General features: G+C 36.8%; 30 protein-coding genes. 11 read left to right on the top strand and 19 right to left on the bottom strand.

The genetic code is table 11. The features are described from left to right. The first annotated feature begins 13 nt into the window (after positions 1-13). Positions 14-829 carry a 3-deoxy-8-phosphooctulonate synthase gene (kdsA, locus tag J1905_RS08115; protein WP_214226768.1) on the top strand — a complete coding sequence of 272 codons (816 nt, stop codon included), beginning with the start codon at positions 14-16 and terminating at the stop codon, positions 827-829. 32 nt (positions 830-861) lie between these two features. Here kdsA and J1905_RS08110 read toward each other — a convergent pair whose 3' ends face one another. Together J1905_RS08110 and J1905_RS08105 are read right to left on the bottom strand one after the other, a co-directional pair. Continuing rightward, complete coding sequence (locus J1905_RS08110) at positions 862-2,763, bottom strand: OmpA family protein (RefSeq protein ID WP_214226767.1); 1,902 nt, start codon at positions 2,761-2,763, stop codon at positions 862-864. 50 nt (positions 2,764-2,813) lie between these two features. Beyond that, on the bottom strand, positions 2,814-3,437 hold the full coding sequence (locus J1905_RS08105; protein WP_214226766.1) for a 7-carboxy-7-deazaguanine synthase QueE: 624 nt from the start codon (positions 3,435-3,437) through the stop codon (positions 2,814-2,816). Between the two features lie 149 nt (positions 3,438-3,586). Here J1905_RS08105 and J1905_RS08100 point away from each other — a divergent pair, with 149 nt between their 5' ends. Further along, complete coding sequence (locus J1905_RS08100; protein ID WP_250318034.1) at positions 3,587-3,919, top strand: Rieske (2Fe-2S) protein; 333 nt, start codon at positions 3,587-3,589, stop codon at positions 3,917-3,919. Positions 3,920-4,003: 84 nt separating this feature from the next. Here J1905_RS08100 and J1905_RS08095 read toward each other — a convergent pair whose 3' ends face one another. The 6 genes from J1905_RS08095 to J1905_RS08070 form a co-directional block, all read right to left on the bottom strand. Continuing rightward, positions 4,004-4,885: a bifunctional 5,10-methylenetetrahydrofolate dehydrogenase/5,10-methenyltetrahydrofolate cyclohydrolase gene (locus J1905_RS08095; protein WP_214226765.1), complete on the bottom strand. Its 882-nt coding sequence runs from the start codon at positions 4,883-4,885 to the stop codon at positions 4,004-4,006. An 85-nt stretch (positions 4,886-4,970) separates the two neighbouring features. Continuing rightward, positions 4,971-6,758, bottom strand: a complete 1,788-nt coding sequence (lepA, locus tag J1905_RS08090; protein ID WP_173089419.1) for a translation elongation factor 4 — start codon at positions 6,756-6,758, stop codon at positions 4,971-4,973. A gap of 30 nt (positions 6,759-6,788) precedes the next feature. After that, complete coding sequence (locus J1905_RS08085; RefSeq protein WP_214226764.1) at positions 6,789-7,532, bottom strand: copper homeostasis protein CutC; 744 nt, start codon at positions 7,530-7,532, stop codon at positions 6,789-6,791. Between the two features lie 11 nt (positions 7,533-7,543). Continuing rightward, positions 7,544-8,578, bottom strand: coding sequence for a glycosylasparaginase (locus J1905_RS08080; RefSeq protein WP_214226763.1), 1,035 nt, complete (start codon positions 8,576-8,578; stop codon positions 7,544-7,546). A gap of 16 nt (positions 8,579-8,594) precedes the next feature. Beyond that, positions 8,595-9,398, bottom strand: coding sequence for a nitrilase family protein (locus J1905_RS08075; RefSeq protein ID WP_214226762.1), 804 nt, complete (start codon positions 9,396-9,398; stop codon positions 8,595-8,597). A 24-nt stretch (positions 9,399-9,422) separates the two neighbouring features. Next, the gene (locus J1905_RS08070) at positions 9,423-10,568 is read right to left on the bottom strand and encodes a methionine aminotransferase (protein WP_214226761.1); all 1,146 of its coding nucleotides are present in this window, start codon (positions 10,566-10,568) and stop codon (positions 9,423-9,425) included. 67 nt (positions 10,569-10,635) lie between these two features. Between J1905_RS08070 and J1905_RS08065 the strand changes: the two genes are divergently transcribed. Next, on the top strand, positions 10,636-11,406 hold the full coding sequence (locus J1905_RS08065) for a queuosine precursor transporter (protein ID WP_214226760.1): 771 nt from the start codon (positions 10,636-10,638) through the stop codon (positions 11,404-11,406). On the opposite strand, the gene J1905_RS08060 is transcribed toward J1905_RS08065, so the two are convergent. The 4 genes from J1905_RS08060 to J1905_RS08045 all read right to left on the bottom strand — a co-directional run bounded on the left by J1905_RS08060 (position 11,407) and on the right by J1905_RS08045 (position 13,671). Then, on the bottom strand, positions 11,407-11,784 hold the full coding sequence (locus tag J1905_RS08060) for a GreA/GreB family elongation factor (RefSeq protein ID WP_173089425.1): 378 nt from the start codon (positions 11,782-11,784) through the stop codon (positions 11,407-11,409). A gap of 515 nt (positions 11,785-12,299) precedes the next feature. After that, the gene (locus tag J1905_RS08055) at positions 12,300-12,752 is read right to left on the bottom strand and encodes an RES family NAD+ phosphorylase (protein ID WP_214226759.1); all 453 of its coding nucleotides are present in this window, start codon (positions 12,750-12,752) and stop codon (positions 12,300-12,302) included. Positions 12,753-12,754: 2 nt separating this feature from the next. After that, positions 12,755-13,219: an Xre family toxin-antitoxin system antitoxin gene (locus J1905_RS08050; RefSeq protein ID WP_173089427.1), complete on the bottom strand. Its 465-nt coding sequence runs from the start codon at positions 13,217-13,219 to the stop codon at positions 12,755-12,757. 185 nt (positions 13,220-13,404) lie between these two features. Continuing rightward, positions 13,405-13,671, bottom strand: coding sequence for a response regulator (locus tag J1905_RS08045; protein ID WP_214226758.1), 267 nt, complete (start codon positions 13,669-13,671; stop codon positions 13,405-13,407). A gap of 160 nt (positions 13,672-13,831) precedes the next feature. Between J1905_RS08045 and J1905_RS08040 the strand changes: the two genes are divergently transcribed. The 3 genes from J1905_RS08040 (at position 13,832) to J1905_RS08030 (ending at position 15,729) form a co-directional block, all read left to right on the top strand. Further along, the gene (locus J1905_RS08040) at positions 13,832-14,008 is read left to right on the top strand and encodes a BF3379 family histone-like protein (protein ID WP_048905246.1); all 177 of its coding nucleotides are present in this window, start codon (positions 13,832-13,834) and stop codon (positions 14,006-14,008) included. A 61-nt stretch (positions 14,009-14,069) separates the two neighbouring features. After that, entirely contained in the window at positions 14,070-15,065 is a 996-nt protein-coding gene (gene mgrA, locus J1905_RS08035) for an L-glyceraldehyde 3-phosphate reductase (RefSeq protein WP_214226757.1), read from the top strand. Between the two features lie 10 nt (positions 15,066-15,075). Further along, on the top strand, positions 15,076-15,729 hold the full coding sequence (locus J1905_RS08030; RefSeq protein ID WP_214226756.1) for a YceH family protein: 654 nt from the start codon (positions 15,076-15,078) through the stop codon (positions 15,727-15,729). Between the two features lie 14 nt (positions 15,730-15,743). On the opposite strand, the gene J1905_RS08025 is transcribed toward J1905_RS08030, so the two are convergent. Continuing rightward, positions 15,744-15,920: a hypothetical protein gene (locus J1905_RS08025; RefSeq protein ID WP_214226755.1), complete on the bottom strand. Its 177-nt coding sequence runs from the start codon at positions 15,918-15,920 to the stop codon at positions 15,744-15,746. Positions 15,921-16,007: 87 nt separating this feature from the next. Continuing rightward, positions 16,008-18,371 (bottom strand): GAF domain-containing protein, encoded by a 2,364-nt coding sequence (locus tag J1905_RS08020; protein ID WP_214226754.1) that lies wholly within the window; start codon positions 18,369-18,371, stop codon positions 16,008-16,010. Positions 18,372-18,551: 180 nt separating this feature from the next. Here J1905_RS08020 and J1905_RS08015 point away from each other — a divergent pair, with 180 nt between their 5' ends. Continuing rightward, positions 18,552-19,007 (top strand): low affinity iron permease family protein, encoded by a 456-nt coding sequence (locus J1905_RS08015; RefSeq protein WP_214226753.1) that lies wholly within the window; start codon positions 18,552-18,554, stop codon positions 19,005-19,007. Positions 19,008-19,041: 34 nt separating this feature from the next. Here the strand turns inward: J1905_RS08015 and J1905_RS08010 are convergent, their stop codons facing one another. The 3 genes from J1905_RS08010 to J1905_RS08000 are packed head-to-tail and all read right to left on the bottom strand — an operon-like array spanning position 19,042 to position 20,968. Next, positions 19,042-20,028: an aldo/keto reductase gene (locus tag J1905_RS08010; RefSeq protein ID WP_214226752.1), complete on the bottom strand. Its 987-nt coding sequence runs from the start codon at positions 20,026-20,028 to the stop codon at positions 19,042-19,044. A gap of 45 nt (positions 20,029-20,073) precedes the next feature. Then, positions 20,074-20,364 (bottom strand): putative quinol monooxygenase, encoded by a 291-nt coding sequence (locus J1905_RS08005; protein ID WP_214226751.1) that lies wholly within the window; start codon positions 20,362-20,364, stop codon positions 20,074-20,076. Next, a complete protein-coding gene (locus J1905_RS08000; protein ID WP_214226750.1) occupies positions 20,315-20,968 on the bottom strand; it encodes an NAD(P)H-dependent oxidoreductase in 654 nt (217 codons plus the stop codon). Before J1905_RS08000 ends, J1905_RS08005 begins: the two co-directional genes overlap by 50 nt. Positions 20,969-21,079: 111 nt before the next feature. Between J1905_RS08000 and J1905_RS07995 the strand changes: the two genes are divergently transcribed. Both J1905_RS07995 and J1905_RS07990 read left to right on the top strand, forming a co-directional pair. Then, the gene (locus J1905_RS07995) at positions 21,080-22,009 is read left to right on the top strand and encodes a LysR family transcriptional regulator (RefSeq protein WP_214226749.1); all 930 of its coding nucleotides are present in this window, start codon (positions 21,080-21,082) and stop codon (positions 22,007-22,009) included. 141 nt (positions 22,010-22,150) lie between these two features. Then, the gene (locus J1905_RS07990; protein WP_214226748.1) at positions 22,151-22,708 is read left to right on the top strand and encodes a phosphatase PAP2 family protein; all 558 of its coding nucleotides are present in this window, start codon (positions 22,151-22,153) and stop codon (positions 22,706-22,708) included. Here J1905_RS07990 and J1905_RS07985 read toward each other — a convergent pair. Continuing rightward, complete coding sequence (locus J1905_RS07985; RefSeq protein WP_214226747.1) at positions 22,705-23,274, bottom strand: DUF417 family protein; 570 nt, start codon at positions 23,272-23,274, stop codon at positions 22,705-22,707. The two genes, J1905_RS07990 and J1905_RS07985, sit on opposite strands and share 4 nt — an antisense overlap. A 60-nt stretch (positions 23,275-23,334) precedes the next feature. Continuing rightward, positions 23,335-24,189, bottom strand: a complete 855-nt coding sequence (locus tag J1905_RS07980; protein WP_214226746.1) for a helix-turn-helix domain-containing protein — start codon at positions 24,187-24,189, stop codon at positions 23,335-23,337. 158 nt (positions 24,190-24,347) lie between these two features. Here J1905_RS07980 and J1905_RS07975 point away from each other — a divergent pair, with 158 nt between their 5' ends. Both J1905_RS07975 and J1905_RS07970 read left to right on the top strand, forming a co-directional pair. Continuing rightward, positions 24,348-24,887 carry a DUF4142 domain-containing protein gene (locus J1905_RS07975; protein WP_214226745.1) on the top strand — a complete coding sequence of 180 codons (540 nt, stop codon included), beginning with the start codon at positions 24,348-24,350 and terminating at the stop codon, positions 24,885-24,887. 6 nt (positions 24,888-24,893) lie between these two features. After that, positions 24,894-25,214, top strand: coding sequence for a plastocyanin/azurin family copper-binding protein (locus J1905_RS07970; RefSeq protein WP_214226744.1), 321 nt, complete (start codon positions 24,894-24,896; stop codon positions 25,212-25,214). Positions 25,215-25,296: the final 82 nt, after the last annotated feature.

The following is a 25,296-nucleotide window of genomic DNA, read 5'->3' as shown; positions in this document are numbered from 1 at the left end:
AATAAAAGCAAAAATGATCAATTTCCCTTTAGATAATTTAAAAAATCAGGAATCAGGTAATTTCTTTTTAATGGCTGGACCTTGCGCCATAGAAGGTGAAGAAATCGCCATGAGAATAGCCGAGAAGATAGTTACAATAACAGATAAGCTACAGATACCATATATTTTTAAGGGTTCTTACCGCAAAGCCAACCGTTCTAAAGGAGATTCCTTTACAGGGATTGGTGACGAAAAGGCACTTAAAATATTAGAGAAAGTAAGCAAAACTTTTGGTGTACCAACAGTAACAGATATTCATGAAAGTGCTGAGGCCGCTATGGCTGCTGCTTATGTAGATGTATTGCAAATTCCGGCCTTTTTGTGCAGACAAACTGATTTGCTAATTGCAGCGGCAAAAACAAATAAAGTTGTAAACGTAAAAAAAGGTCAGTTTCTATCAGCTGGGTCAATGAAGTTTGCGGTAGAAAAGATAGTTGAAGCAGGCAATAACAAAGTAATCCTTACAGATAGAGGTAATACTTTTGGATATCAGGATCTTATTGTAGATTATCGTGGCTTGCCTGAAATGCAATCTTTTGGAGTGCCTGTTGTGATGGATTGTACGCATTCATTACAGCAACCAAATCAAAGCAGTGGAGTTACAGGTGGTAAACCAGCATTAATAGAAACTATTGCTAAAGCTGCAATTGCAGTAGGGGCAGATGGTTTGTTTATTGAAACGCACCCTGATCCTACAAATGCAAAATCAGATGGTGCTAATATGTTGCATCTCGATTTGCTGGAAGATCTTTTGGTAAAACTAATAAGAGTAAGAAAAGCGGTTATTTAACCGCTTTTTTATTTTTATATGGGTTAAAGAAGTTATTGTAACTTGCTTATTATAAAAGAGGTTCTCCTATTTAGCTTTCTATTTTCATCAGTATTGTTAAGGGCGATAGGTTTTGTTTCGCCATACCCCTTGTAGGTTAGTCTCTCAGCTGCTATTTTATTTTCTAATAAATAATCATAAACTGCTTTTGCACGTTGCATAGATAGTTTTTCATTATCTTTTATATTTCCAACATTATCGGTGTGCCCTTGTATTTCGATACTGATATTTGCGTTGCTTTTTAGCAGATCAACAAGAGTCGTTAGCTCAGTAACAGATGCAGGTAGCAAATTATACTGATCGGTATTAAAGAATATGTTTTTCAGGATTACATTGGTACCTACTTTTAGCTTTTCAAGTAAAATCTCTAGCAGAAAGGGTTTATTCGTATAGGAATTGTTTAATTCATAATTTTCAGAATGAAACAGATAGCCATCAGAGCTAGCATTAAATGCATAATTTCCCCCAATTGGCATTACGGCAAGGAAACCTCCTGTTTCTTTAGAAGTATAGTCGTTGTATTCTGTTTTCTCATTTTTTAGATTCACTATCTGAATCTGTGCTTCCAAAAATGCCCCCGTTTCTTTATCCTTTACAATCCCTTTAACATAAGTAATTGGAAGTGGCTTTTTGTTTTCAGGTATTTTGAATTGGTAGATGTCCATATCACCAAATCCTCCCTTTAAGTTAGAAGAAAACAAACCTTCTGTGCCATCTGGAGTTACAATTAAGCCGGTCTCCTCGTTAAACGTATTAATCGGGTAACCCATGTTTTCCGGCTTTCCCCAATGACCTGTATCATCTAATCTGCTTAAAAAAATATCCTTGTTTCCTAATCCTGGCCATCCATCAGATGAGAAATAAAGCGTTTTTCCATCAGGATGTATAAATGGAGTATGCTCATCGTATGGTGTATTTATTTCAGGACCAAGGTTTTGAGGAGTATCCCAATATCCATCACCTTTTAATGTGCTTTTCCAAATATCATAACCACCTAAGCCCCCTGGTCTATTGCTTACAAAATACAGCGTGGTACCATCAGGGCTAATTGCAGGTTGCGAATCCCAGAATGGAGAGTTTAAAGGAGCTCCAAGATTAAAAGGCTCACCCCAGTTATTACCTTCTTTATGACTAACGTATATATCGCATCTACCTAAGCCATCGGGCCTATTACAACCAGTAAAAAACAAGTATAATCCATCTGGAGAAATGGATTGGGCCCCTTCATTAAATTTTGAGGTGTTAATTTTGTCACTTAATGGAGTAGGAGTAGTCCATTCTTTATTGACCTTATGAGAGATGAAAAAATCCTCGTTTCCATCTATATTTCTGCTAAAAATCAGCTTTTCTCCATCTGCAGTAATAGAAGGAAAGTAGTCTCTGTAACTCGAATTTATTTCTTTTCCAAGATTAATGGGTTCATACTTTTGGGGAGATTTTATTGCTAAAACAGCAAATTCACAATCTTTAAGGTACTTGTTGGCCTTACTAGTGAAATCTTTATCATTGCCTTTGTAGTTTTTAATAAAGAGTTGGATATGTTGTAATGCATTAGAGTAGTCGCCGGTGTTTAACTCGGATTCGGCTAAACCATAAAATAAACGGGGATCAGCTTTTTCTACACCAAGATTTAAAGCACTTGTATAAGCAGTTTTAGCTGCCTCAAATTTTTTGGTTCTGCGATTAATGTCGCCAAGCTGAACAAAGGCAAATTGAAAGGATGGATCTTTTTTTACAGATTCCTGTAAAGCAGAAACAGCAAGGTCATAGTTGTCCTGCTTTAAAAAATCCTGAGCTTTGTCGAAGTTCGTTTGCGCCTTTTTCACACTGCTGGTTTGTGCACCAGCATATATTGTAATAAAGAATAAGAAGAATAAGAGTAACGTTTTCTTCATTGACGCTTATATTAACGAGAATATTAAATATAGCGAAATAGCGAGAAAACCTATGGTATATTTAAATATTTATGTGTTTGTAAAGAAATTTCCCATTTAGGATTGGCCATTACATAATCAATAATCAAAGGAGTAATCTCTTTTGATTTAGACCATTCCGGTTGCAGATAAAGTTTACAAGTATCCGAAACTGTCTCTGCATATTTCTCTGCCCATTCAAAATCACTTTTGTTAAATACAATTACTTTAAGCTCATTTGCGAAAGGAGTAATGTCAGGTCTTGGTGCTTTAAATTTCTTTGGTGAAAGACAAATCCAATCCCATTCACCAGATAGCGGGTATGCGCCCGAAGTCTCAATAAAAGTCAATATGTTTTTCTCACGAAGACGCTTAGTAAGGTAATCAAGATTATAAATCAGAGGTTCGCCACCGGTAATCACAACAGCTTTTCCTGGAAATGTATCCGCTTTGGTAACAATATCATCAGATGAAGTAAGTGGGTGAAGTTCTGCATCCCAGCTTTCTTTTACATCACACCAGTGGCAACCCACATCACAACCGCCTAAACGAATAAAATAAGCTGCTTTACCGGTATTAAATCCTTCTCCTTGTATCGTGTAAAACTCTTCCATTAAAGGAAGTAGTGTGCCGTCTGCTGGTATTTGATGTGCCATATATAAGGTTGCAAAGTTAAATAAATATCCGAGGGAAATTAGATTATATGTATATTGAGCAGATATAAATGACCTATCTGTGAAGAAATCATGATTATTTTAATCATTGATTTTAAAATAGTTGTTTGAAATTTAATTAGAGTTCGATTTTGAAGTGGCATAAAATAGAGACAGAAATACCCGAGGAGGAGTTTGTGAAGCAGATTAATGTAGAAGGTAAAAAGCTCTGCCTGGTAAAACATCAAGAAAAGCTTTTTGTAGTGCAAAATACTTGTCCGCATGCCGGTGGTATTTTAAGCGGAGGTTGGTGTAAAAATGGAAACCTCATTTGTCCAATTCACCGTTGGGAATATAACCTTGAAAACGGAAGAGGAGGTGAGGGGCAGGGTGATTATATAGATATTTACCCGTTAGAAACAAGAACTGATGGGGTTTATGTAGGCTTTAAAGAAAGTTGGATTAAAAAGTTGTTTGGAAAATAAGGGCTAATTACTAATATTGTCGTTGTCCTGGATTTATTTCAGGACAACGACAATATTAGTGTGATAATAGTCTCACAAGACTAATTATCCGTAAATTTCTTTTTTAGCAGAAGCAAGTGTGTTCTTTAATAAACCAACAATGGTCATTAAGCCAACACCTCCCGGTACAGGAGTAATCCAAGACGATACAGGAGCAACGTTCTCAAAATCAACATCTCCGTATAGTTTGTATCCCGATTTGGTGGTTTCAGAAGTTTCTCTGTTCATACCTACATCTATAATAATAGCACCAGCTTTAACCATATCAGCAGTGATGAAATTCTTTTTGCCAATAGCAGCAATAATAATATCAGCCTGCAAACACATTTCTTTTAAGTTAGTAGTTCTGCTATGGGTAAGAGACACAGTACAGTTTCCTGGATTTGCATTGCGAGCCATAAGAATACTCATTGGGCTACCAACGATATTACTTCTGCCTACAACTACACAATGTTTACCAACTGTATCTATTTCATAAGATTGCAACATTAACATGATGCCATAAGGCGTAGCAGGAATGAAGCATGGTAAATTACGCATCATGCGTCCTAAATTGATCGGGTGAAAACCATCCACATCCTTACGATGATCGATAGCTTCAGTTACCTTTTCAGGATCAATATGTTTAGGTAATGGAAGTTGAACTATTAAACCGTCAACACCAGCATCCTGATTAATTTCTTTAACTTTTTGTAATAATTCTTCTTCAGTAACAGTAACATCGTATCTGATCAGTGAAGACTGGAAACCAACTTTTTCACAGTTTTTCATTTTACTGGCAACATAAGTCTCACTTCCACCATCATTACCTACAAGTATGGCTACCAGATGAGGCTTTCTACCACTAGTTGCTAAAAAGTCTGCAGCTTCAACTGCTATTTCCTGTTTTATTTTCTCTGATACAAATTTTCCGTCAAGTAATTTCATTCTGTTTTTATAGGAGTATTTAGTACTTAGATCAGATGATTATTTGAGCTGCATCAGTTCTAAGTACTACCTACTAAATACTAATTTAATCTAATTTCAATACCGCCATAAATGCAGTTTGCGGGATTTCCACATTACCTACCTGGCGCATACGTTTTTTACCTTGTTTTTGTTTTTCCAAGAGCTTGCGTTTACGAGAAATATCACCACCATAACATTTTGCGGTAACATCCTTACGTAAGGCACTAAGCGTTTCACGGGCAATAACTTTTGCACCGATAGAGGCTTGTATTTTAATCTCAAATTGTTGACGAGGGATTAGTTCTCTTAGTTTTTCACAAATTTTCTTACCGAAATCGTAAGCGTTGCTACGGTGAATCAATGAAGATAAAGCATCAACTGGTTCATCATTTAATAACATATCTAATCTTACCAGATCAGACTTACGATAACCAATCTGATGGTAGTCAAATGAAGCATAACCTTTAGAAATCGTTTTTAATTTATCATAAAAATCAAAAACAATCTCTCCCATAGGCATCTCAAAAACAAGCTCAACACGATCAGAAGTCAGGTAAGATTGATTTGCAATAATCCCTCTTTTCTGAATACAAAGTGACATTACCGGGCCAACAAATTCGGCTTTAGTAATGATGTTTGCTTTGATAAATGGTTCTTCAACAGAATCCAATTTACTTGGATCTGGTAAATCTGAAGGATTGTTTACAATAACTTCTTCACCCTTGGTAGTATGTGCAACATATGATACGTTGGGTACGGTTGTAATAACCGTCATATCAAATTCACGCTCTAAACGTTCCTGAATAATCTCCATGTGCAGCATTCCTAAGAAACCGCAACGGAAACCGAAACCTAAGGCAGCAGAACTTTCCGGCTCAAATACTATAGAAGCATCATTCAATTGCAACTTGTGCATTGCCTCACGTAATTCCTCAAATTCATCAGTATCAACAGGATAAATACCTGCGAAAACCATTGGTTTAACCTCTTCAAAACCCTGAATCGATTCTAAAGATGGCCTGTCAACAGTAGTAATTGTATCACCAACTTTTACCTCACGAGCTTCTTTAATACCGGAAATAATGTAACCCACATCACCGGTTTTAACTACAGCACGAGGCGACATATCCAGTTTTAAAATACCAACTTCATCAGCTAAATATTGTTTACCTGTGTTAATGAATTTAACTTTATCACCTTTTTTAATTTGACCGTTTATTACTTTATAGTAAGCAATAATTCCCCTAAAAGGATTAAAAACAGAGTCAAAAATCAATGCCTGTAAAGGTGCCTCAGGATCTCCAACAGGAGCAGGAACACGGTCTACAATAGCTTGAATAATATCAGGGATACCCAAACCTGTTTTACCCGATGCAGGAATAATATCTTCACGTTTACAGCCGATCAGATCAATAATCTGGTCTTTTACTTCCTCAGGCATTGCCCCAGGTAAATCCATTTTATTTAAAATCGGAATAATTTCAAGATCGTGCTCTAGAGCTAGATATAAGTTTGAAATGGTTTGTGCCTGAATTCCCTGAGATGCATCAACAATAAGTAGTGCACCTTCGCAAGCTGCGATAGAACGCGAAACTTCATATGAAAAATCTACGTGTCCAGGTGTATCAATCAGGTTGAAATTGTATTCAATATCACCTACCTTATAGTTCATTTGTATGGCATGACTTTTAATAGTAATGCCTCGTTCGCGCTCAAGGTCCATGTTATCCAATAACTGGGCCTGCGATTCGCGTTGAGAAATCGTCTCGGTATATTCTAACAAACGGTCAGCCAAGGTGCTTTTTCCGTGGTCAATATGTGCAATTATGCAAAAATTACGTATATGCTTCATCAGTGGCGCAAAGATAAGGTTTTGAGCGGATTATTCCGCAGGTTTGTTTGCTAGCTCAATTAAATTTTTTACAGTCTCACTATCAGTAAGATCGTAACTGAACTCATCGGCTATGCTTCCCATGCTCAATCTGGGGTTTCTGAACTGCATTTCGCTCTTTACAGCACGCCTTGCAGAGGCATGAAATTCTTTAGCGCCTGTTATTTTAATGATGTCAGAAATATTATTTGTTGAAACACCTGCGCCCGGCATAATAATGATTCTGCCTTCAGCTTGTTTAATTAGCTTGGCAAGTACATCAGCGCCTTTAAGTGCCGAAGCTTCTCCTCCTGATGTAAGGATGCGTTCGCAACCCAACTCAATAATATCCTCCAGTGCCTTTTCAAGGTCGTTGCTCATGTCAAAAGCCCTATGAAAAGTTACAGGCATTGGTTTCGCTGTTTCAATCAGCTCTGCACATCTTCCCTTGTCTACACTGCCATCGGTCTTTAAAATGCCAATAACTACTCCATCGCAATTTAATGATTTACAGATTTTTATATCTTCCTTCATTAAATTGAACTCCAACTCTGAGTACAAGAAATCGCCGCCACGTGGACGTATAATAGGATATACCTTTATTGATAATGTTTTTTTAGCTAATGCAATCTGAGCATAGCTTGGCGTTGTACCGCCTTCAGGTAAATTATCGCATAACTCAACCCTAATTGCGCCACCTTCCTGAGCTGCAAGAGCAGACCTTACGGAATTGGCGCAAACCTCCATATTTACCATGATACTAAATCTTAATAATAACTTTTTCCGGGAATTAACAGATCATCTTTCTGCTCAGTACAAACGGCATAACTAAAGCCTTTCTGAATAGCGTAAGCACCATATTCTCCTTTTTTATTGATGGCAAGAAAGCCTACCTGTATTACTTTTGCAGTTTCAGGTTTCTTTTTGATGATTCTCATAACCGCTTCTTTACAAGCGTCTTCCGGTGAATATCCTTGGCGCATCAGTTCTACAACCAAGAAACTTCCAACGTTACGAATCACCTCTTCGCCAACTCCGGTAGAAGTAGCACCACCAACCTCATTGTCAACATACAAGCCAGCACCAATTATCGGACTGTCTCCAACACGGCCATGTAGTTTGTAAGCCATTCCGCTTGTAGTACAAGCACCAGAAATATTGCCTTTGGCATCAATGGCCAGCATACCTATGGTGTCGTGATTGTATTGATTTCCAGGTAATTTAGTAGGAGCAGCCTTTTGGTAAAGTTTGTTCTCTATGTTCATTACCGGAGCATATTTTGCAGTTTTAAGCCATTCTTTCCAAGCTTTTTCACTTTCCTTGGTTAGTAAGTTTTCTTTTTTAAAACCGTTTTCCAAAGCAAATTGAAGGGCACCATCACCAACAAGCATTACATGTGGCGTTTTTTCCATTACCAATCTGGCAACAGAAATTGGGTGCATAATGTATTCAAGGCCAGCTACAGAACCACAATTACCTTGTTCGTCCATAATACAGGCATCAAGCGTAACATGGCCATCTCTGTCTGGCAAGCCACCATAACCAACCGACTGATTTTTTGGATCAGCCTCTGGTACATGTACACCTTGCTCAACTGCATCTAAAGCTCTTCCGCCTGTAGAAAGTACTTTCCAAGCAGCCTGATTAGCTGCAATTCCAAAATCCCAGGTAGAGATTACAATAGGTTTAACATCAACAGAAGTCGATGTGGTCGGAATAATTCCGGCAATACTTTTTTTATCAATAGCAAGTAGCGAAGCTGATATTGCTGTTGTTTTTATGAATTTTCTACGATTAAACATTGTAGTGTTAAAGTAACTAAATAATTTTAAAATTATCAGCATCTCTTAGGAAAGGAAAACTACGGCGAGTCTTAACCAATTCCTCGTAACCTATGCTGAAGGTGTATAAATCTTCATCTTCGGGTTTGTAGTAAACAGTTTTTCCCATTGGATCAATGCATTGAGAGTGACCACTATGGTAAACTTCTTTACCATCATGACCAACCCTGTTTGCTGCAATCACATAACTTTGATTTTCAATAGCGCGAGCAGGAATAAGTGCATTCCAATGACTCGACCTTTTATCCGGCCAGCTTGCTATTAATAGTAAAATATCATATTCTGCATTTTGATTACGCAACCAAACCGGGAAACGCAGATCATAGCAAATGGCCAAGCGTATTTTCCAACCTTTTAGGTCTACAATTACTTTGTCCTCACCGGGAGCATAGTTTTTATCTTCATCGCCTAAACCAAAAAGATGGCGCTTATCGTAATGACTAAAAGTACCGTCTGGCAACATCCAGATTAATCGGTTGTAATATTTATTGTTTTCTTTTATGATTAAACTTCCCGTAACTACACATTCATATTTTTCGGATGTTTGAGCCATCCATTGCATGGTTTTTCCGTTCATCTCTTCTGCAAGCGATTCGGCATTCATGCTAAAGCCTGTATTGAACATCTCTGGAAGCACAATCAGGTCAGTTTTTTCTTTTATCCCCATTGATAACCTTAGGGCAAGGTTTTGTAAGTTTTTATCTATATTTTCCCAAAATAGGTAGGCCTGATAAATCGTAACTTTGAGATTGCTAATATTCAGGTAATTTGGTTGATCCATTATTGTAATTTAAAGGGATGTAAATTATAACTTCATTAGTCCTTCAACGGCTTTTTCCAGTGTTTCGTGCTTTTTAGCGAAACAAAAGCGTAAAACCTTATGATCTGTATTTCTAATGTAGAAGGCCGAAACAGGTATGCTTGCTACTCCGTTTTCGCTAACAAGCTTTTGAGCCATATCCGTATCTTTCTCATCATTCAAGTGAGCATAGCTAACACATTGAAAGTAAGAGCCATGACAAGGTAATAATTTAAATTTAGTTTCGCTAAGTAAAGAGCGGAAGAAATCCCTCTTTTCCTGGAAAAAATCAGATAATCCGATATAATTTTCAGGAGATTTAAGGTAATTAGCAATACCCACCTGCATTGGTGTATTTACGCTGAAAACATTGAATTGGTGTACTTTACGAAACTCTTTCATTAAGTTTGCAGGAGCTAAGCAGTAGCCTAATTTCCAGCCCGTTGTATGTAGTAGTTTGCCAAATGACGCCACAATAAAACTTCGGTCTCTAAGTTCCGGGTATGAAGCCATGCTATGATGCTTTTTACCATCAAATATGATATGCTCGTAAACCTCATCACTTAAAATAAGGATGTCAGTATTTTTGGTAAGTTTAATGAGCGCTTTAATGTCCTTTTCACTTAAAATACTGCCTGTAGGGTTATGCGGGCTGTTTAAAATGATCATTTTGGTATTCACGGTAAACAATTTCTTTACCATTTCCCAGTCTATTTCATAATCCGGCGGTGCCATCTCATAAGGTTTTACCAATCCGCCCAGTAATTTAATAGCAGGAGCGTAAGAGTCGTAAGCCGGCTCAAAAACAATAACCTCGTCACCTGGAATTATGCAGGAAGATAGTGCAGTGAAAATAGCTTGCGTGCCACCAGCAGTAACCGTAACCTCGGTTTCAGGATTATAAACCGCATTGTATAGTGTATTTGCTTTTTCAGCAATAAGCTCTCTTAGCGATTGTAAACCGGGCATAGGGGCGTACTGATTAAAGCCTTTTTTCATGGCATCAGCAACAAAATCTATCAATTTAGGATCACAATCATAGTCAGGAAATCCTTGAGATAGATTTATAGCATTATGTTCTTCAGCTAGTTTAGACATCACAGAAAAAATAGTGGTGCCAACTGTCGGTAATTTTGAATTTATTGATATCATGTTTAAGCGAAAATAGAAATAATATTTATCCCGTTATATCGGAATTATTTAATAATTTCAACCTGCTATGACTTTTAAAACGAAAGAGAGCAGATTACTGCTCATTTTAGGCAGCTTCTTTGTTGCAAATGCTATACTCTCAGAATTTATAGGTGTAAAGATCTTTACGGTTGAGGGTACTCTCGGTATCGAAAAGTTTAATATTAATTTATTAGGGGTACCTAACCTTTCTTATAATATGTCTGCAGGGGTTTTAACCTGGCCCATTATATTTATAATGACAGATATTATTAACGAGTATTTTGGGGTAAAGCAAGTTCGTTATTTATCTATTTTAACAGCTATTTTAATAGCATATGCATTCATTGTTGTAGGCGGAGCAATGCATTTACAGCCTTCCGATTTCTGGGTTACACAAAACATTAATGGAGAACCTTTAAATATGAACAATGCCTTTGCCGGTATATTTGGGCAAGGTATGTGGATCATAGTAGGTTCCATTGTTGCTTTCCTGGTAGGTCAGATTGCTGATGTATTCATTTTTCATAAAATAAAGAAAGTTACCGGCGACAAGGCCTTGTGGTTACGTGCCACCGGTTCAACATTAATTTCGCAATGTATTGATAGCTTTGTGGTTATCTTTATTGCTTTTTATCTTAATCCTCAATACCACTGGAGCTGGCAAATGGTTGCTGCTATTGGTCTGGTAAATTATACTTATAAGTTTGTGGTAGCCATCCTGATGACTCCAATATTATATCTTGTACATGGCATTATTGATAGGTATCTAGGAAAAGATCTATCTCATAGAATGATAACAATGGCGGGCAGGAGTTAATTACATCCTGCTTACCGATAGTATTTTAAATTCCTGTAGACCATCTGGCATCTCCCAGGTAATAATGTCGTTGGTTCTGTAGCCAAATAATGCAATTCCGATAGGTGCAAAAACTGATACCTTTTGAACTTTAATATTGGCTTCTTCGGGCATTACCAATTTAAATGTAAACTCTTTTCCGGTTTTTGTGTTGGCTATACGAGCTTCCGATTTTAAGCACACCACATCCTCAGGAAGTTCTTCTTCTGTGTATATCGTGGCTTCCTTTAATTCGATACGTAGTTTTTCTTTGTTGTAAGCGCTCATATTTGATTTCTCTAAATGTTCCTTTAATAATTTAAAGTCGCTTTTTGATAATGACAATGATTTAGTTTCCATGATCTTAAATGTTTTGTAAAATAATATTTGTTAGATTTTTTCAAAAAGTTAAATAGGCGATGCAACTGCTGCTGAAAACGCATTAAAAATTGAAAAAAAAGAAAAAGCAGATTTTTTCAGGTGCTTTTAACCCCCGCATCGAAAAAAGAAAATCGAAATGATACGGGGCTTAGTTAATAAAGTCCTTACTAGTGGTTTGAAAACTAAAACCGAATGGATAGTTTTCTCTAAAAAACCTTTTAAAAAGCGCATACGCATGTAGCTGATGCCTGTTATAGGCTTCAATTATAGCTTTTTGTATGTTCTTTTGGTATTTCATTAAATGCTAATGTCGACACCTTTTTCCTTATTTCAAAAGAAAATCAGCTTTTACATTGAAAAATGATCCGATTTTTACTTTTAGGCAGAGTTTTGCTATGGGGGATTTGCTAGGGGCTTGGTAGGGCCAAAACCTTGGTAAGACACTATAAGTACCGTGTTAACGGTTACATAATTTACTGTTTATGTAAAGTGAATTAAGAGTTTTTAATTCTTCTGTCGAACACAAAGGGCTCGGACTTTATTAATCGGATTGATTTAAAATCCGGATGAAGAGGGTTAATTAGGTAATTGTATTCAGCGATAATGATAGAAGAAGGAACTTTTAAAATCGCAGATTTGCCATCGCTGATCCAGTCTTCACCAATTTTTTGAGTTAAGGGGATGTTGTGGTATTCAATCCAGTCGGAGGGAAGTTTTTTAATGTCTACAGGGATGATTCTAATGTCGTCAGGAATTTCGATGGTCATTACCTGAAACGATTGGTTTAGTCCTATTTGATTTCTATGTACCACGTTTTCAAGGCAAGCTAACGAACGGGAGCCTGCACTATAAATCACTTCTACGTCATTAGGGTTCCAACGTGCAGCCCTGCCCGAAGCAAATAGTTTGGTGGTGTATTTAGCTAAAGCAATACGAAATACCTGCATAGTTAAGCTAAATCACCGTGTTCAATTCTGATTAGCTCTTCTTCAATTAGGGTAATACCGGTAATAGTATCCATAAGATCAAAAGGGGTTTGGTTACCAAGCCCGTAAGAAGGGGTGTTTAACCACTGATGAAAAAGCTTTGCAGAACCAAAGATTTCAATGCCTTTATCAAAAAGAGAAAAAGACTTTAACAGCTTTTCACTTAAGGCGGCATCTAGCTTTGATGAGTTTGAAACGTAGTTTTGTATCGTTTTTACGTTTGTTTTAAAAGTATCCTGAAATTCTTCTTTGGTGAAACCTGAAAGGTTTAAAAAATCAATGGCTGCTTTTGCTGATAACCCATTTTTAGAGTTGGTAAGGACACTTATTGGATTGCCATACAATGATTGATAGGAAGCAATAACAGCACTCTCTGAAACTACTGATACTTTTGATTTTGTTTTATATGGTTTTGGTGTATTTGCCATGATGCTTTTCTCTAATACAAAACAAATATAGGAATTTTTTCTTTAATTACTGGAATTTTTTCTCGTCGTTTTTTGTAGCCGTAATGATGGCTGTCTTTTAATGTTTTTTCTACAGAATTAAGCATGTCATCCAGATCAAAGGGTTTGCTTATAAAACCGTCAGTGCTGGCTTCTGCCAGAATGGCTCATTCGGTGGTATGAGCCGACATGATAACAATGGGAATGTGACTGGTTTTTTGATCTTTTTTTAAGGCTCTGCAAGTATCTATACCGTTGCCATTGGGGAACATTACATCTAAAAGTGTCAATTCTGGGTGCTGAATGCCTATTTTTTCATAAAACTCTTTCCCAGTTGCAGAAGTTATCACCTCATAGTCGGCTTCTAATAGTACGTATTCAATAATAAATCGGATATCTGAGTCATCCTCAATAACATGTATAATTTTACCCATAGCATAATCATTTGTATAGCTCGCTAAAAAAATAACCCCGGAACCAAGAAAAGGTTTTCGAAAAAAAGAGTTCGGGTACAAAAAGTGCAATAGAAGTGAAGTTATGCGCGTTTATTTCTAAAATAATATATATTTGGCTTATAAATTAAAAAATCAAAACATGGAAAAATTTTCAAAAGTTAAAGAATTGTTAGCTTCTGTTGAGGCTGATGCTGAGAAATTTTACAATTCTGGCAACAACGCAGCTGGAACAAGAGTACGTAAAGCTATGCAAGATTTAAAAGTTCTTGCTCAAGAAATTCGTGCTGAAGTTACCGAGAAAAAAAACGCTAAATAATTAGTAATTTATTTGAATATCAGTAGCGGCAAAAACCGCTACTGAATATTTTATCTATTATATGCCGTACACACCCAATCCAAGCCGTTATACTCAAATGCAATACCGCCGTTGCGGTAAAAGCGGGTTAAAACTTCCAGCAATTTCATTAGGCCTATGGCATAATTTTGGCCATGTTGATCAATTAGAAAATTGCAGTAACATATTAAAACTTGCTTTTGATAGTGGGATTACCCACTTTGATCTTGCCAACAACTACGGCCCGCCTCCAGGTTCTGCCGAAGAAAACTTTGGTATGTTGCTAAAACGAGATTTTGCAGGTTACAGAGATGAGATGATCATTTCAAGTAAGGCTGGTTACACGATGTGGGATGGACCTTATGGCGATTGGGGTTCTAAAAAGTACCTGGTATCAAGTCTGGACCAGAGTTTAAAAAGAATGGAACTGGATTATGTTGATATTTTTTATCACCACCGTCCTGATCCGGAAACTCCACTTGAAGAAACCATGGCTGCATTAGATCTGATCGTTCGTCAGGGTAAGGCTTTATATGTAGGTATATCTAATTACCAGGCAGAAGAGGCTGCACGCGCCATTCAAATTTTAAAAGAACTGGGTACCCCATGCCTTATTCATCAGCCAAAATACTCAATGTATGAGCGTTGGATAGAGGGTGGATTATTAGATCTTTTAGGTAATGAAGGTGTTGGTTGTATTCCATTTTCTCCATTAGCACAGGGAATGCTTACAGATAAATATCTGAAAGGTATTCCGGAAGATTCAAGAGCAGCAAAGTCTCATGGATTTTTACAACGTGATCAAATTACCGATGCAAAACTAGCTCAGCTTAATAAACTGAATGAAATAGCTGCAGGAAGAGGACAGAAATTGGCTCACATGGCGCTATCGTGGATTTTACGCGATGAAAGAATTACTTCTGTATTGGTTGGTGCAAGCAAACCGGAGCAGCTTGCTGATTCCTTAAAATGCCTTGAAAACACCAATTTTAGTGAGGATGAATTAAATTCGATCAACCTTATATTATCTAATTCTTAAATACAGCTTAATGGATTCAGCTCAAATCTTGCCTGTTTTAAATGCCGAAGAACTTCGTGTTTTAGGAGTGTTAATGGAGAAATCAAAAACTACTCCTGAGTATTATCCGATGACTATCAATGCGATTACAGCTGCCTGTAATCAGAAAACTTCGCGTAAACCGGTAGTGCAATACGATGACCAAACAGTAATTTTAGCGCTGGATACTTTAAAAAGGAAGAGTTTAATCTCGACCGCAACAGGTGGTTCTAGTAGAAGTATTAAGTATAAACATAATTTTGCTATCGTTTTTCCGGTAACTCCTCAAGAGGTTGCTATCATATGTTTACTAATGCTAAGAGGAGCACAAACACCTGGGGAATTAAATACCAATTCGGGCAGATTGTATGAGTTTGAATCGTTAGAAGAGGTGCAATCTGTACTTGAACGTCTATCAGATCCAGAAATGCCTTATGTTTCGCAATTACCTAAACGCGCAGGACAAAAGGAAGTGCGTTATGTTCATTTACTAAGTGGTATGCCTGATTTAACACAGGAAGATGCATCAGATGATGGTTATAGCAGGCCTGCAAGTGATTTAGAACAGCGACTGGCAAAAGTTGAGGAGGAGCTTGCTTTAATGAAGGCTGACTTTGATAAGCTCATGAAAGAATTGATGGGGTAAAATCTCCCTCAATACTATTTCTTGATAAGAACCTTAGTTGAATCTGTTTTGATGCTGTCTTTAACGATAACAGCAACACTATCTGCTTTTGTTTCAGTAACCTGAGACTGTGGAGCCCTAAGCTGGATCTTGGTGTCATCACAAGCACTTAGCAGCAACAACAGACCAAAAAGGGGTAGAAGAGTTTTCATAAGTTTTGACTAAATAGTTGATTTAGTCAAAAGTATATACTAATATTCATAAGTAAATACTTTTGTAAGTATTTTACATATCTATGGCTAAATGTTATTTGTGTTATCGGCATGTATAACGCCAACCCTCAATGCTTTTAATCCACTTAACCCTTGTAGATCTTCTAAATCAAGTTCTTCAGTATCTTGATGTAAAACTCCGGTTTCTTGTAAGTAAGTAACAAAAGGCAGGTAGTCCTCAATATCTCGCTTGTTAAAATAGATTAAGGCGATTTTATCAGGCTGTGTTAATCTCTCATTGGTGCCTCTGATATGAACTTTATCTATCCGCTTTTTAATCATCTGATACCTGATGTTGTAGGCACCTTCTACATCAAATTTGCGTTCATCGGCTCTAAAACTAATGTCAATTGTATGGTTATGGATAAACAATAGCTGGGTAGTATATAGCTTTGTGGGCATAGCAGGTAGTAAAGCATGGGTCATTCGTACTACATTAGCCATTGATGAAAGCTGCCAAAGCCTTAGGTTTTTGAGGTGAAAATGATTAAAAATTTTATCGGGTGATATAGATTGTCCAATATAAATATCGTACTCAACACCATCGGTTCTAAATTTTTCAAAATAACAAGGATAAGATTCCTGTAATTTCTCTTTTTCCGCTTCGAAATAGTTATTAATAGCAGTATTTATCATCTGCATAGAAACTTCTAGTGCATATCTGTTTTTATGAACATCGCCATCAACAGCTTTGGTGATTAACAAATACTCGTCAATTAGCTTTTTAATTTTAGGGTCCTGCTGAGATAAATGGAACAAATAATCGCTTGATTCTTCCCTTAAAAAACTGTTAATATTGTTCTCTTCCTGAGTATTCAACGTCTCTAGTAACAATACTTGTTGCCATTTTCGAGAATTGAAAAGCATCTCCTCCATTAAAGACGAATAGTGTTGGTTTTTAAGAATATCCAATGTCTCAGAAAGTAAACTTAAATGGTGACTCAAGTCCGCTTTGCTAGCTGTATTTCGTTCAATTGTAGAGTTTCTGATGTCGATAGCCCCATAAAAAGGATACACATCTTTAAAGCTAATATCTTCGTTTCTAACAGGTAAATGCTTCTTTTTATCATGTAAATGGTGCCATGCCACCTCGTTAAATTTCCATTGAACCGAAGGCTGTATGGATGTGAATTTCTCTTTTATAATATTCTCCAGCTCCAGGTTAAACTCATCAATGTAGATCTGCAGTAATTGTGCTATTGGGGCAATAGCAGGCTCCAATAAGGCAAGGGTTTTCTCATCAAATGTTTCTCCTTCCCAGGTATGTACAGCCAAAACGCCCACAATTACATGGTCGTAAAAAACAGGAGTGAGGGCCAGAGATTTAACCCCCAGTTTTACAAAATTATGAAGCCAGTGAAATACCACCGGATCCTCTTCTAAAATATCAGGAGAAAAGAATGAGTTTGGATTGGCAGTATAGCCCTCAGCATATTGTTGGAATGTTTCTGGGTCTAAATTGTCTTCGCCCCATACCGAAAATAAGATTCCAGTACCGCCCTTTACATTACCATAGACAGGTTTGTTGTTTACCCTGACAAACGGAAATAGGTCGAACTCAATTTTGTTGTTTTGTACTATAGTTTTTAAAGATTGGATTACACTTTGATAAGTCTCGTCCTGATCACCGGGAGTGCGCGTAAGTCGTATGTTTTTTATGTTTTCTACAGCCTGTATAGCAGTTACGTCAGAAACTGTTATTACAGAGATACCTCTGAATCGAAAAAGATCAAGCGGCAATACTTTTTCGAGGATCTCATAGCTGGAACTTTCTCCAATATATTGCTGAAGCTCTCTAAAATTGAGAGGAGGTAATTCACCTTTGGGAGTAACCTCTATAAAATCGGTATTAATAGCTACATGGAAATAGCCTGAAAGGCCAGTATCAGTTTTAATACCCGCATGGTATTGATGTGTTTTTACAGGTACATGGAAGTTGTACAGTTCCTTTAAAATAAATGAATAAACAAGCTGTAAGCGTTCTTTATGGTATTCTGCAGGTGTTTTTGAGACCACATAGTCATCATTATCATTTTTCTTGTTTTCTAATAGCTGGTACATCAGTTTTGTACCATAAAAAGTGATGGGTTGTAATGGAAAGCAAAGTCCCCAGGCTAATTTATCTTCAGTTGTAAGCGCAGGGGTAAGGCAGGCATACATGCTTTCGAGTAAGCTTTCGTATTTATGAATGCTGTCAAGCGGTATATCGGCTTCTTCAATATCAAACTTTTTGAATTCTTTAAGCGCGGTTTTATACAGTAAGTTTTTTACTGTTTTCTCACTTTTCACCCTTTCTTTCAGGTATCTGATGAAAGGTTTAAAGGAGATTGCTGAATCAACCTCAAGCTTATGTGCTTTATTTCCGGAAACGTCTAGTATGATTTTTTTCATTTCGGATATTGTTCTTCCTAAGGATGAAGATACTGACTTTAGATGCTGATATAGTCAATATGTAACATCTGGATTTAAATTTATTTAAAAATACTTGCATTCACCAAAAGAGATTGATGAAAACGGCTTTATTTCATTAGATTTAATCAAGGTTTTAAACATCAAAAATCATCATTCATTATGAAAAATACATCAGGAAACTTCTTTGAAAGAGCATCTACAAAAATTACAAACTGGACTGGCAGCCCCATAGCCTTTTGTGTGGCATTTTTAATAGTGATTGTGTGGGTATTATCGGGTCCCATTTTTAATTATTCTGATACCTGGCAACTGGTTATCAATACGGGTACAACAATAATTACATTCCTGATGGTTTTCCTGATTCAGAAATCTCAGAATAAAGATTCTAAAGCCATTCAGCTTAAGCTAAACGAATTGATAGCTGCAAGCCGACATGCCAGTAACAGGATGGTTGATATTGAGGACTTAACAGAATCAGAACTGGATGTTCTTCATAAGTATTATCAAAAACTTTCAGATATAGCTGAAGAAGATAATGATATCCATAAATCCCACTCCATTGATGCAGCAGTAATTTTGCACAGGGTGAAAAAAGAAAAAAGAGCACTGGATTAGTTTCAGTGCTCTTTTTGATGGTTATTAAAGTGAATTAATTAATTTTCTTTAGCTCAGTATTAATTAAAGCAAGTTCATCCTCATTAAGAGAAATGTTGATCGCTTTGGCATTATCAATAGCTTGTGTTGCGTTTCTTGCACCTGCAAGTATTATAGTGATACCTGGTTGCAATGTTGTCCATTTTAACACCAATTGAGATAATGAAGCGCCTTTGCTTATTGCCAAAGGCTCTATAGCATTCAGAAATGATTTTACTTTTTCAGGGTCAAACTGACCAAAGTAACCGTTTCTATGATCATCAGATTTTAGGGTAGCTTCTTTAAAGTATTTACCGGTAAGCAAACCTCTTTCTAAAGGGCTATAGGCAATAATACCGATGTTGTTTGCTATAGCATAAGAGACTATGTCATTTTCAATTGCTTTGTTAAGCATGCTGTAAGGAAGCTGATTTGAAGCTATAGATGTCGTTTTTTCTGCTTCTTTTAGCTGATCAAGACTATAATTACTTACTCCGGCAGCTCTGATTTTTCCTTGTTGGATCAAGTTTTCGAGCGCTTCCATAGTTTCGCTTATTGGCGTAGTAGCGTCTGGCCAGTGTAATTGCAACAGGTCTAAGTAATCTGTTCCCAATCGTTTTAAGCTTTCTTCAACCTCTTTTATAATGTTTGCTTTTGCAGCGTATTTATAAATAGGAACGGTTTTTCCGTTGTCATTAGCGTCAAAAAAGAACTCGCCTTTTCCGTTATTGCTACCGTCCCAAACTAAACCAAATTTACTTAATAGCTGGATTTTACTTCTGTCTTTACCTTTAATTGCTTGGCCAATAAGTTCTTCACTTAAACCAAAACCGTAAAAGGGAGCAGTATCTAAGCTGGTAACTCCATGATCTAAAGATGCATGAACGGCATCGATTGAATCCTGTTTCTCATTTCCTCCCCACATATTTCCACCGATTGCAAAAGCACCGTAAGTAATAGCTGATAAGTTTAAATCTGTTTTTCCTAATTTTCTGTATTCCATTGTTTTTTATTCTTTTGTTGCGCTATCTGAGATAGCTATTTAATGTCAGGCAACTTTTTCTGTGGTATGTATAGTAACATTACCATCAATAATATCGGCAGACTCCTTAATAAAATTTAATATATGAGGCGTTTGGTTATGTAGCTCCAAGCTTTCTTTGCTTGCCCATTCTTCATGAAAGATGAACAAAGCAGGATCTTCTGCTGATTGATGAAGATCGTATTGAATGCAGGCCACTTCTTTTCTGGACTCTACAACCAAATTCAATAAAAGGGCTTTAAACTGATCAACGTGTTGTGCTTTCGCTCTGGAGATTGCTGTTAAGTAAATGCTCATGTTCTTTGTTTATAAAAATGTTGTTTAAGTGTTTAGTGTATCTTTCAAGATCAGCTGCAATATTAGCATTCTTTTCTACATCGTGAAAGTGTAAACCTGGCAGTGGTTTCATTCCGGTAAAGGCATTCATGCGGTGAAAACCGAATAATGCGCCATCATCAACACTGGTTTCATTAAAGAACTCACCAGGTAATGTAAATGCTTCTTTTGGTGCGTTCCACGATGATGTAACCATGTATTTTTTGCCATGTAGCATACCGCCAGTGCCGTAATTGATGGCTGGGTTTTGTGATGAACGCCCGTCGCTATGATAAATTCCACTTTGATGACCTTCCGTGAACACTACATCAATATATTTTTTTAATCCGTGAGGTACCTGAAACCACCAGATAGGGGTATGGTAAATAACGATATCAGCCCACACGTAGTTCTCAACTTCTTGTTTTGGATCGTAATCTTCATTTACATCTGTAGATCTGATTTCAAATCCTTCTTTGTCATTAAAAAACTGACGGGTGGTATCAAAAACTGTTTTATTAAAACGACCTCCAGAGTGTCCAAAGACCTGTCCGCCGTTAATTACAAATATTTTTGTTGTTTCCATTTTAATAGAATTGATTTTACTTCTTAATTGTGATGACAAAATTACGGCAAGATCTATTACTATTAAAATAATATAAATCATACATTTGTATTATAATTATGATAGATTGTTATGGTTAATTTAGAGTGGTTCAGAACCTTTAAGGCTATTTATGAAACCGGAACGCTAACAGGTGCGGCCGAGTCGTTGTATGTTTCGCAACCGGGAGTGAGTTTACATTTAAGTTCTTTGGAGTCGTACGTTGGTTACAAATTATTTGATCGTACCTCACGTAAAATGGTGTCAACAGAGCGCGGAAAGATACTTTACAACTATATACAGGAATCACTTTGTAAGTTAGAAGAAGCAGAGCGACATTTTCATAAAAGTGCTGAAAAGGAAAAGCCGACAATAAGTATAGGTATGTGTTTCGAAACTTTTCAGTTTACATTGGAATCGTATTTACCAAGTTTAGAGTTTAATGTGATCATTAAATTTGGCGACTATCCTCAAATGCTAAGTGATTTGGATAATGGTATTTTGGATTTGATTATTACCCCCCATAAAGGCGATTATAAAGGCTTGGCTTATACCCCGTTTTTTAAAGAAAGAATAGTAGTGATTGGTGGCTCAAGAACATCAACTGAAGAGCTTGATCCTTTACTGAAAAGCAAAGACCTAAATGGCATACAGGATTGGTTAAAACGCCAAACCTGGTATGGTACAACTGGCGATATGGAGCATTTGCGTAGGTTTTGGCATATCAACTTTGGTAAAAGACCCGACTTTAAACCCAATTATATTGTACCTAACATGAGTTCAATTATCCGCTGTTTAAGTGGTGGAAATGGGGTAGCTGTTATTCCTGATTTTTTATCAAAAAAAGAACTTGATTCTGGTAATGTAAAGCACATTTGGGAGGGATACAATGTAATAGAAAATACGCTTTATTTTGGCACCAGAAAGAAAACGATGTATCTGGAAGAGGTGAAACAAATTCAGGAAATCTTTTTAAAAGAAATGGTGAGCGACCAAGATCAGGAAGCAATAATTTTAAATTAAGTGATATGCTTATGATAGTATATTCAGAAACTAACTGTTATTTTGAATTATAATTTGTGCAAGTTTATTAAGTAATATAAGGAGGAACAACCATTGAAAAAACAATACTTTAAATACTTACTGGTAATTCAAATTGGTTTAATGTCTTTGTTACCACTTCGTGGCTTTGCTCAGAATGGATTACAAAGATTAGATGATCAGATACTTATAGGGCTTTCTGAAACACGGACGCCAGAGAAAACTGGCTTTTTCATGTTTCTGTCTAATAACAATGACGTAGTTAATGTTGGTGTTCCGGTGGGTTTATTTGCAGCCGGTGTAATTGGTAAAGACAAGGAAATGAGGCAAAATGCTTTCTACATATTTAGTAGTTCAGCGGTAAATGCCCTTGTTACAATGCTGGTCAAAAAAGCTGTTAAACGCCCGCGACCATTTCTTGCAAATGTTAAGATTAATGCAGTTTATCAGCCATCACATTATTCGTTTCCTTCAGGACATACTTCTACATCGTTTACAACAGCTACGGCTTTGTCGCAAGCTTATCCGAAATGGTATGTAGTAGCTCCGGCATATTTGTGGGCTAGCTCGGTTAGTTTCTCGCGATTATATTTAGGCGTTCATTATCCTACAGATGTAGCTGCCGGTGCCTTATTGGGCACAGGAACAGCGTTATCGTTTAGGTTTATGAGGCCAAATTAGTTATTGTTCTTTCTTTGAAGATAGAGCTTTGCAGACTCACTCATTGTAATGATCGCTCCACCAAGTATCACAATGTCTTTAATAACCAGTCGTCCACGGCCAGAGAGGTAAGGGAATCCCCATTGTTCATCTGTTAAGTGTGGTACCCAGCTTTCGGGTGTAGTAATTAAGAATGACAGGGTGCCTAATGACATCAGGAATATCAAACCACTACCAACCATGCTTGCTAAAGGAACTACTTTATGTAATGCAACTAACAAGCCAAGTGTAATCAGAAATATTCCTAAACCAGCAGAAAATCCGTAAGTGTTGTTGTCAATATGCCATTGATGATTAGCTGGAATCAATTCGCCTTCTTTATTCATGTGGGTTTTGTAATCATCAGGATGATTATAGAAGAAAGACATAAATGGGCTATTGGCTACAAATGGAACAACGCCATCGGCCTCGTAAGCGAAAAATTTTAAGCCTCCAATCCAAAGGAAAACAACAACAATTCCAAAACGGATTGCATTTTTTCCTAATTGATCTAGATTGGCTATGGTATTTATGATAGAATTTTTCATGCTATTGATTTTTAAGCAAATCTATAGCTATGTTGGTTAGGGGAACATGGACAAAAGAGGCTAATCCTTGGACATATCCGCTACAATTGAGATACCTGTTTTGTCTCTAAAGCCTTGCGGAGATACTTTAGTGAATTTTTTAAATACCCGGCTAAAATAGAATTCATCTTGAAACCGCAAGTTATAGGCAATTTCTTTAATGCTTTGACGGGTTAAATGGAGCTGTTTCTTTGCCTCAAGTATCAACCTTTCCTGAATTAACTGAGAAGGAGATTTTCTGAAGTATCGGGTGCAACGTCTGGTAAAGTTATCCCTCGACATGGAAAGTAATTCTGCGTAATCTGCAGGTTTACGTAAACTGAGGTAATGTTCTTCTAGTAGTTGACTAAATCGTTCCATAAGTTCATCTCTTTCGTTATGCTTATTTGAAATCGCATTCATTTTGATGCTGCTCGATTTGGCTAAAAAGAGTTGGAGGTAAGCGCGTGGAACGATATCAGAAAGGGTTTTGTGGTTCAATTCTTCTTTCAAATCACTTATCACCGATTCAAATATTTTTGCCTCCTTTTCTGTTAAAGCTACAATTGGGTCTATGTAAATGTTATTGAATAACAGTCCATTGCAGCGCACTTCTGTGCGGTGTAATTCAATGCAATAAAAATCGCCATGAAACTGTAGTTGAGTGCATTTTACAGACTCAGCTTTTTCAAGATAGATAACTTGGAGAGGTGTAGAAAATAACAAAGCAGGAGCAGTAAAAGGAAAAACACCAAAGTCAGCATGGTATAATCCTTTTCCTTCTTTAATGAACAATACCGTGTACATGATCGACTGAGCAGGTATGCTGAGTTCCTTTTGTGTGGCTTCTTTTACACTTAATAGCTGTTCTCCTGATGGCGAAATAAGCTCTTGCATCTATTGTTTTGTTGAAGAGTTTTGTATGATTTGCTAAGTTATGTTAAATAATCAAAACGATCGAATAGTCAGGGAGACTGAAAGAATAAAATAATGTAACCCTTTTTAATCAGGCTGTCTCTAATAGTTATTAAGTGAAAATAATAAATCTTAGAAACATGAAAATGATTAAAATGTTAGCATCATCCAGTATGATCACACTGGCATTATCAGTGGTGTTTACAGCAACATCACTTGCTCAGAGCCCTAAATTAAATGATGCCGAAGTGGCGTCTGTTGCGGTTACAGCCAACCAAATTGATATCAATTATGCAGCTGTGGCCAAAATTAAATCTAAGAATCCAGATATTCTTAAGTTTGCTGAAACCATGACTAATGATCACAAAGCCGTCATCGCGCAAGCAGTAGCATTGGTTACCAAGTTAAAAGTAACTCCTAAAGACAATGCTGTAAGCAAAAAGCTAATGGCTGATGCAGAAAAAACAAAAAAATCATTACTTTCTAAATCAGGAAAAGCATTTGATAGGGCCTATATCGACAATGAGGTAGCTTATCATAAAGCAGTAATTTCTACGGTAGAAGGCCTATTGATTCCTACAGCTAAAAATGCAGAATTAAAAGCCTTGTTAGAAAAGGTTGTTCCTGCATTAAAAACGCACTTGAGCCATGCAGAAATGGTACAAATGAATTTTAAATAAATTAAGATGAACAAGTACGGTATCTGTTTTGTACTTATAGCTTTTCTATCGGCAAGCTGTTCCTTAACATCAGAGAAACCAAAAGTTTACACTGTTGAGATTAAAGACATGAAGTTTATGCCTGATGATATAACCGTTAAGCAAGGCGATACCGTAGTATGGATAAACCGTGATATGATGGCTCATGATGTAACTGAAGAGGGTGAAAAGCGCTGGACTTCCTCATTAATACCACCAGGAAGCTCATGGAAAAAAGAAATAACCAGTACAGCAAATTACTATTGTAGTATTCATGTAGTAATGAAAGGCAAGATTAGAGTACAATAGTACCAACTTATTTCTTTAGGGTGGAAATAAAAAAGAGGCAATGTCAGTAATTTTAGATAACCTCTTTTTTATATTTGCCAAT

This window comes from Pedobacter sp. B4-66, from assembly GCF_018492665.1.
GTDB lineage: Bacteria > Bacteroidota > Bacteroidia > Sphingobacteriales > Sphingobacteriaceae > Pedobacter.
Note: the sequence above shows the minus strand (reverse complement) of the source record. Positions and strands in the feature narration are given on the sequence as shown.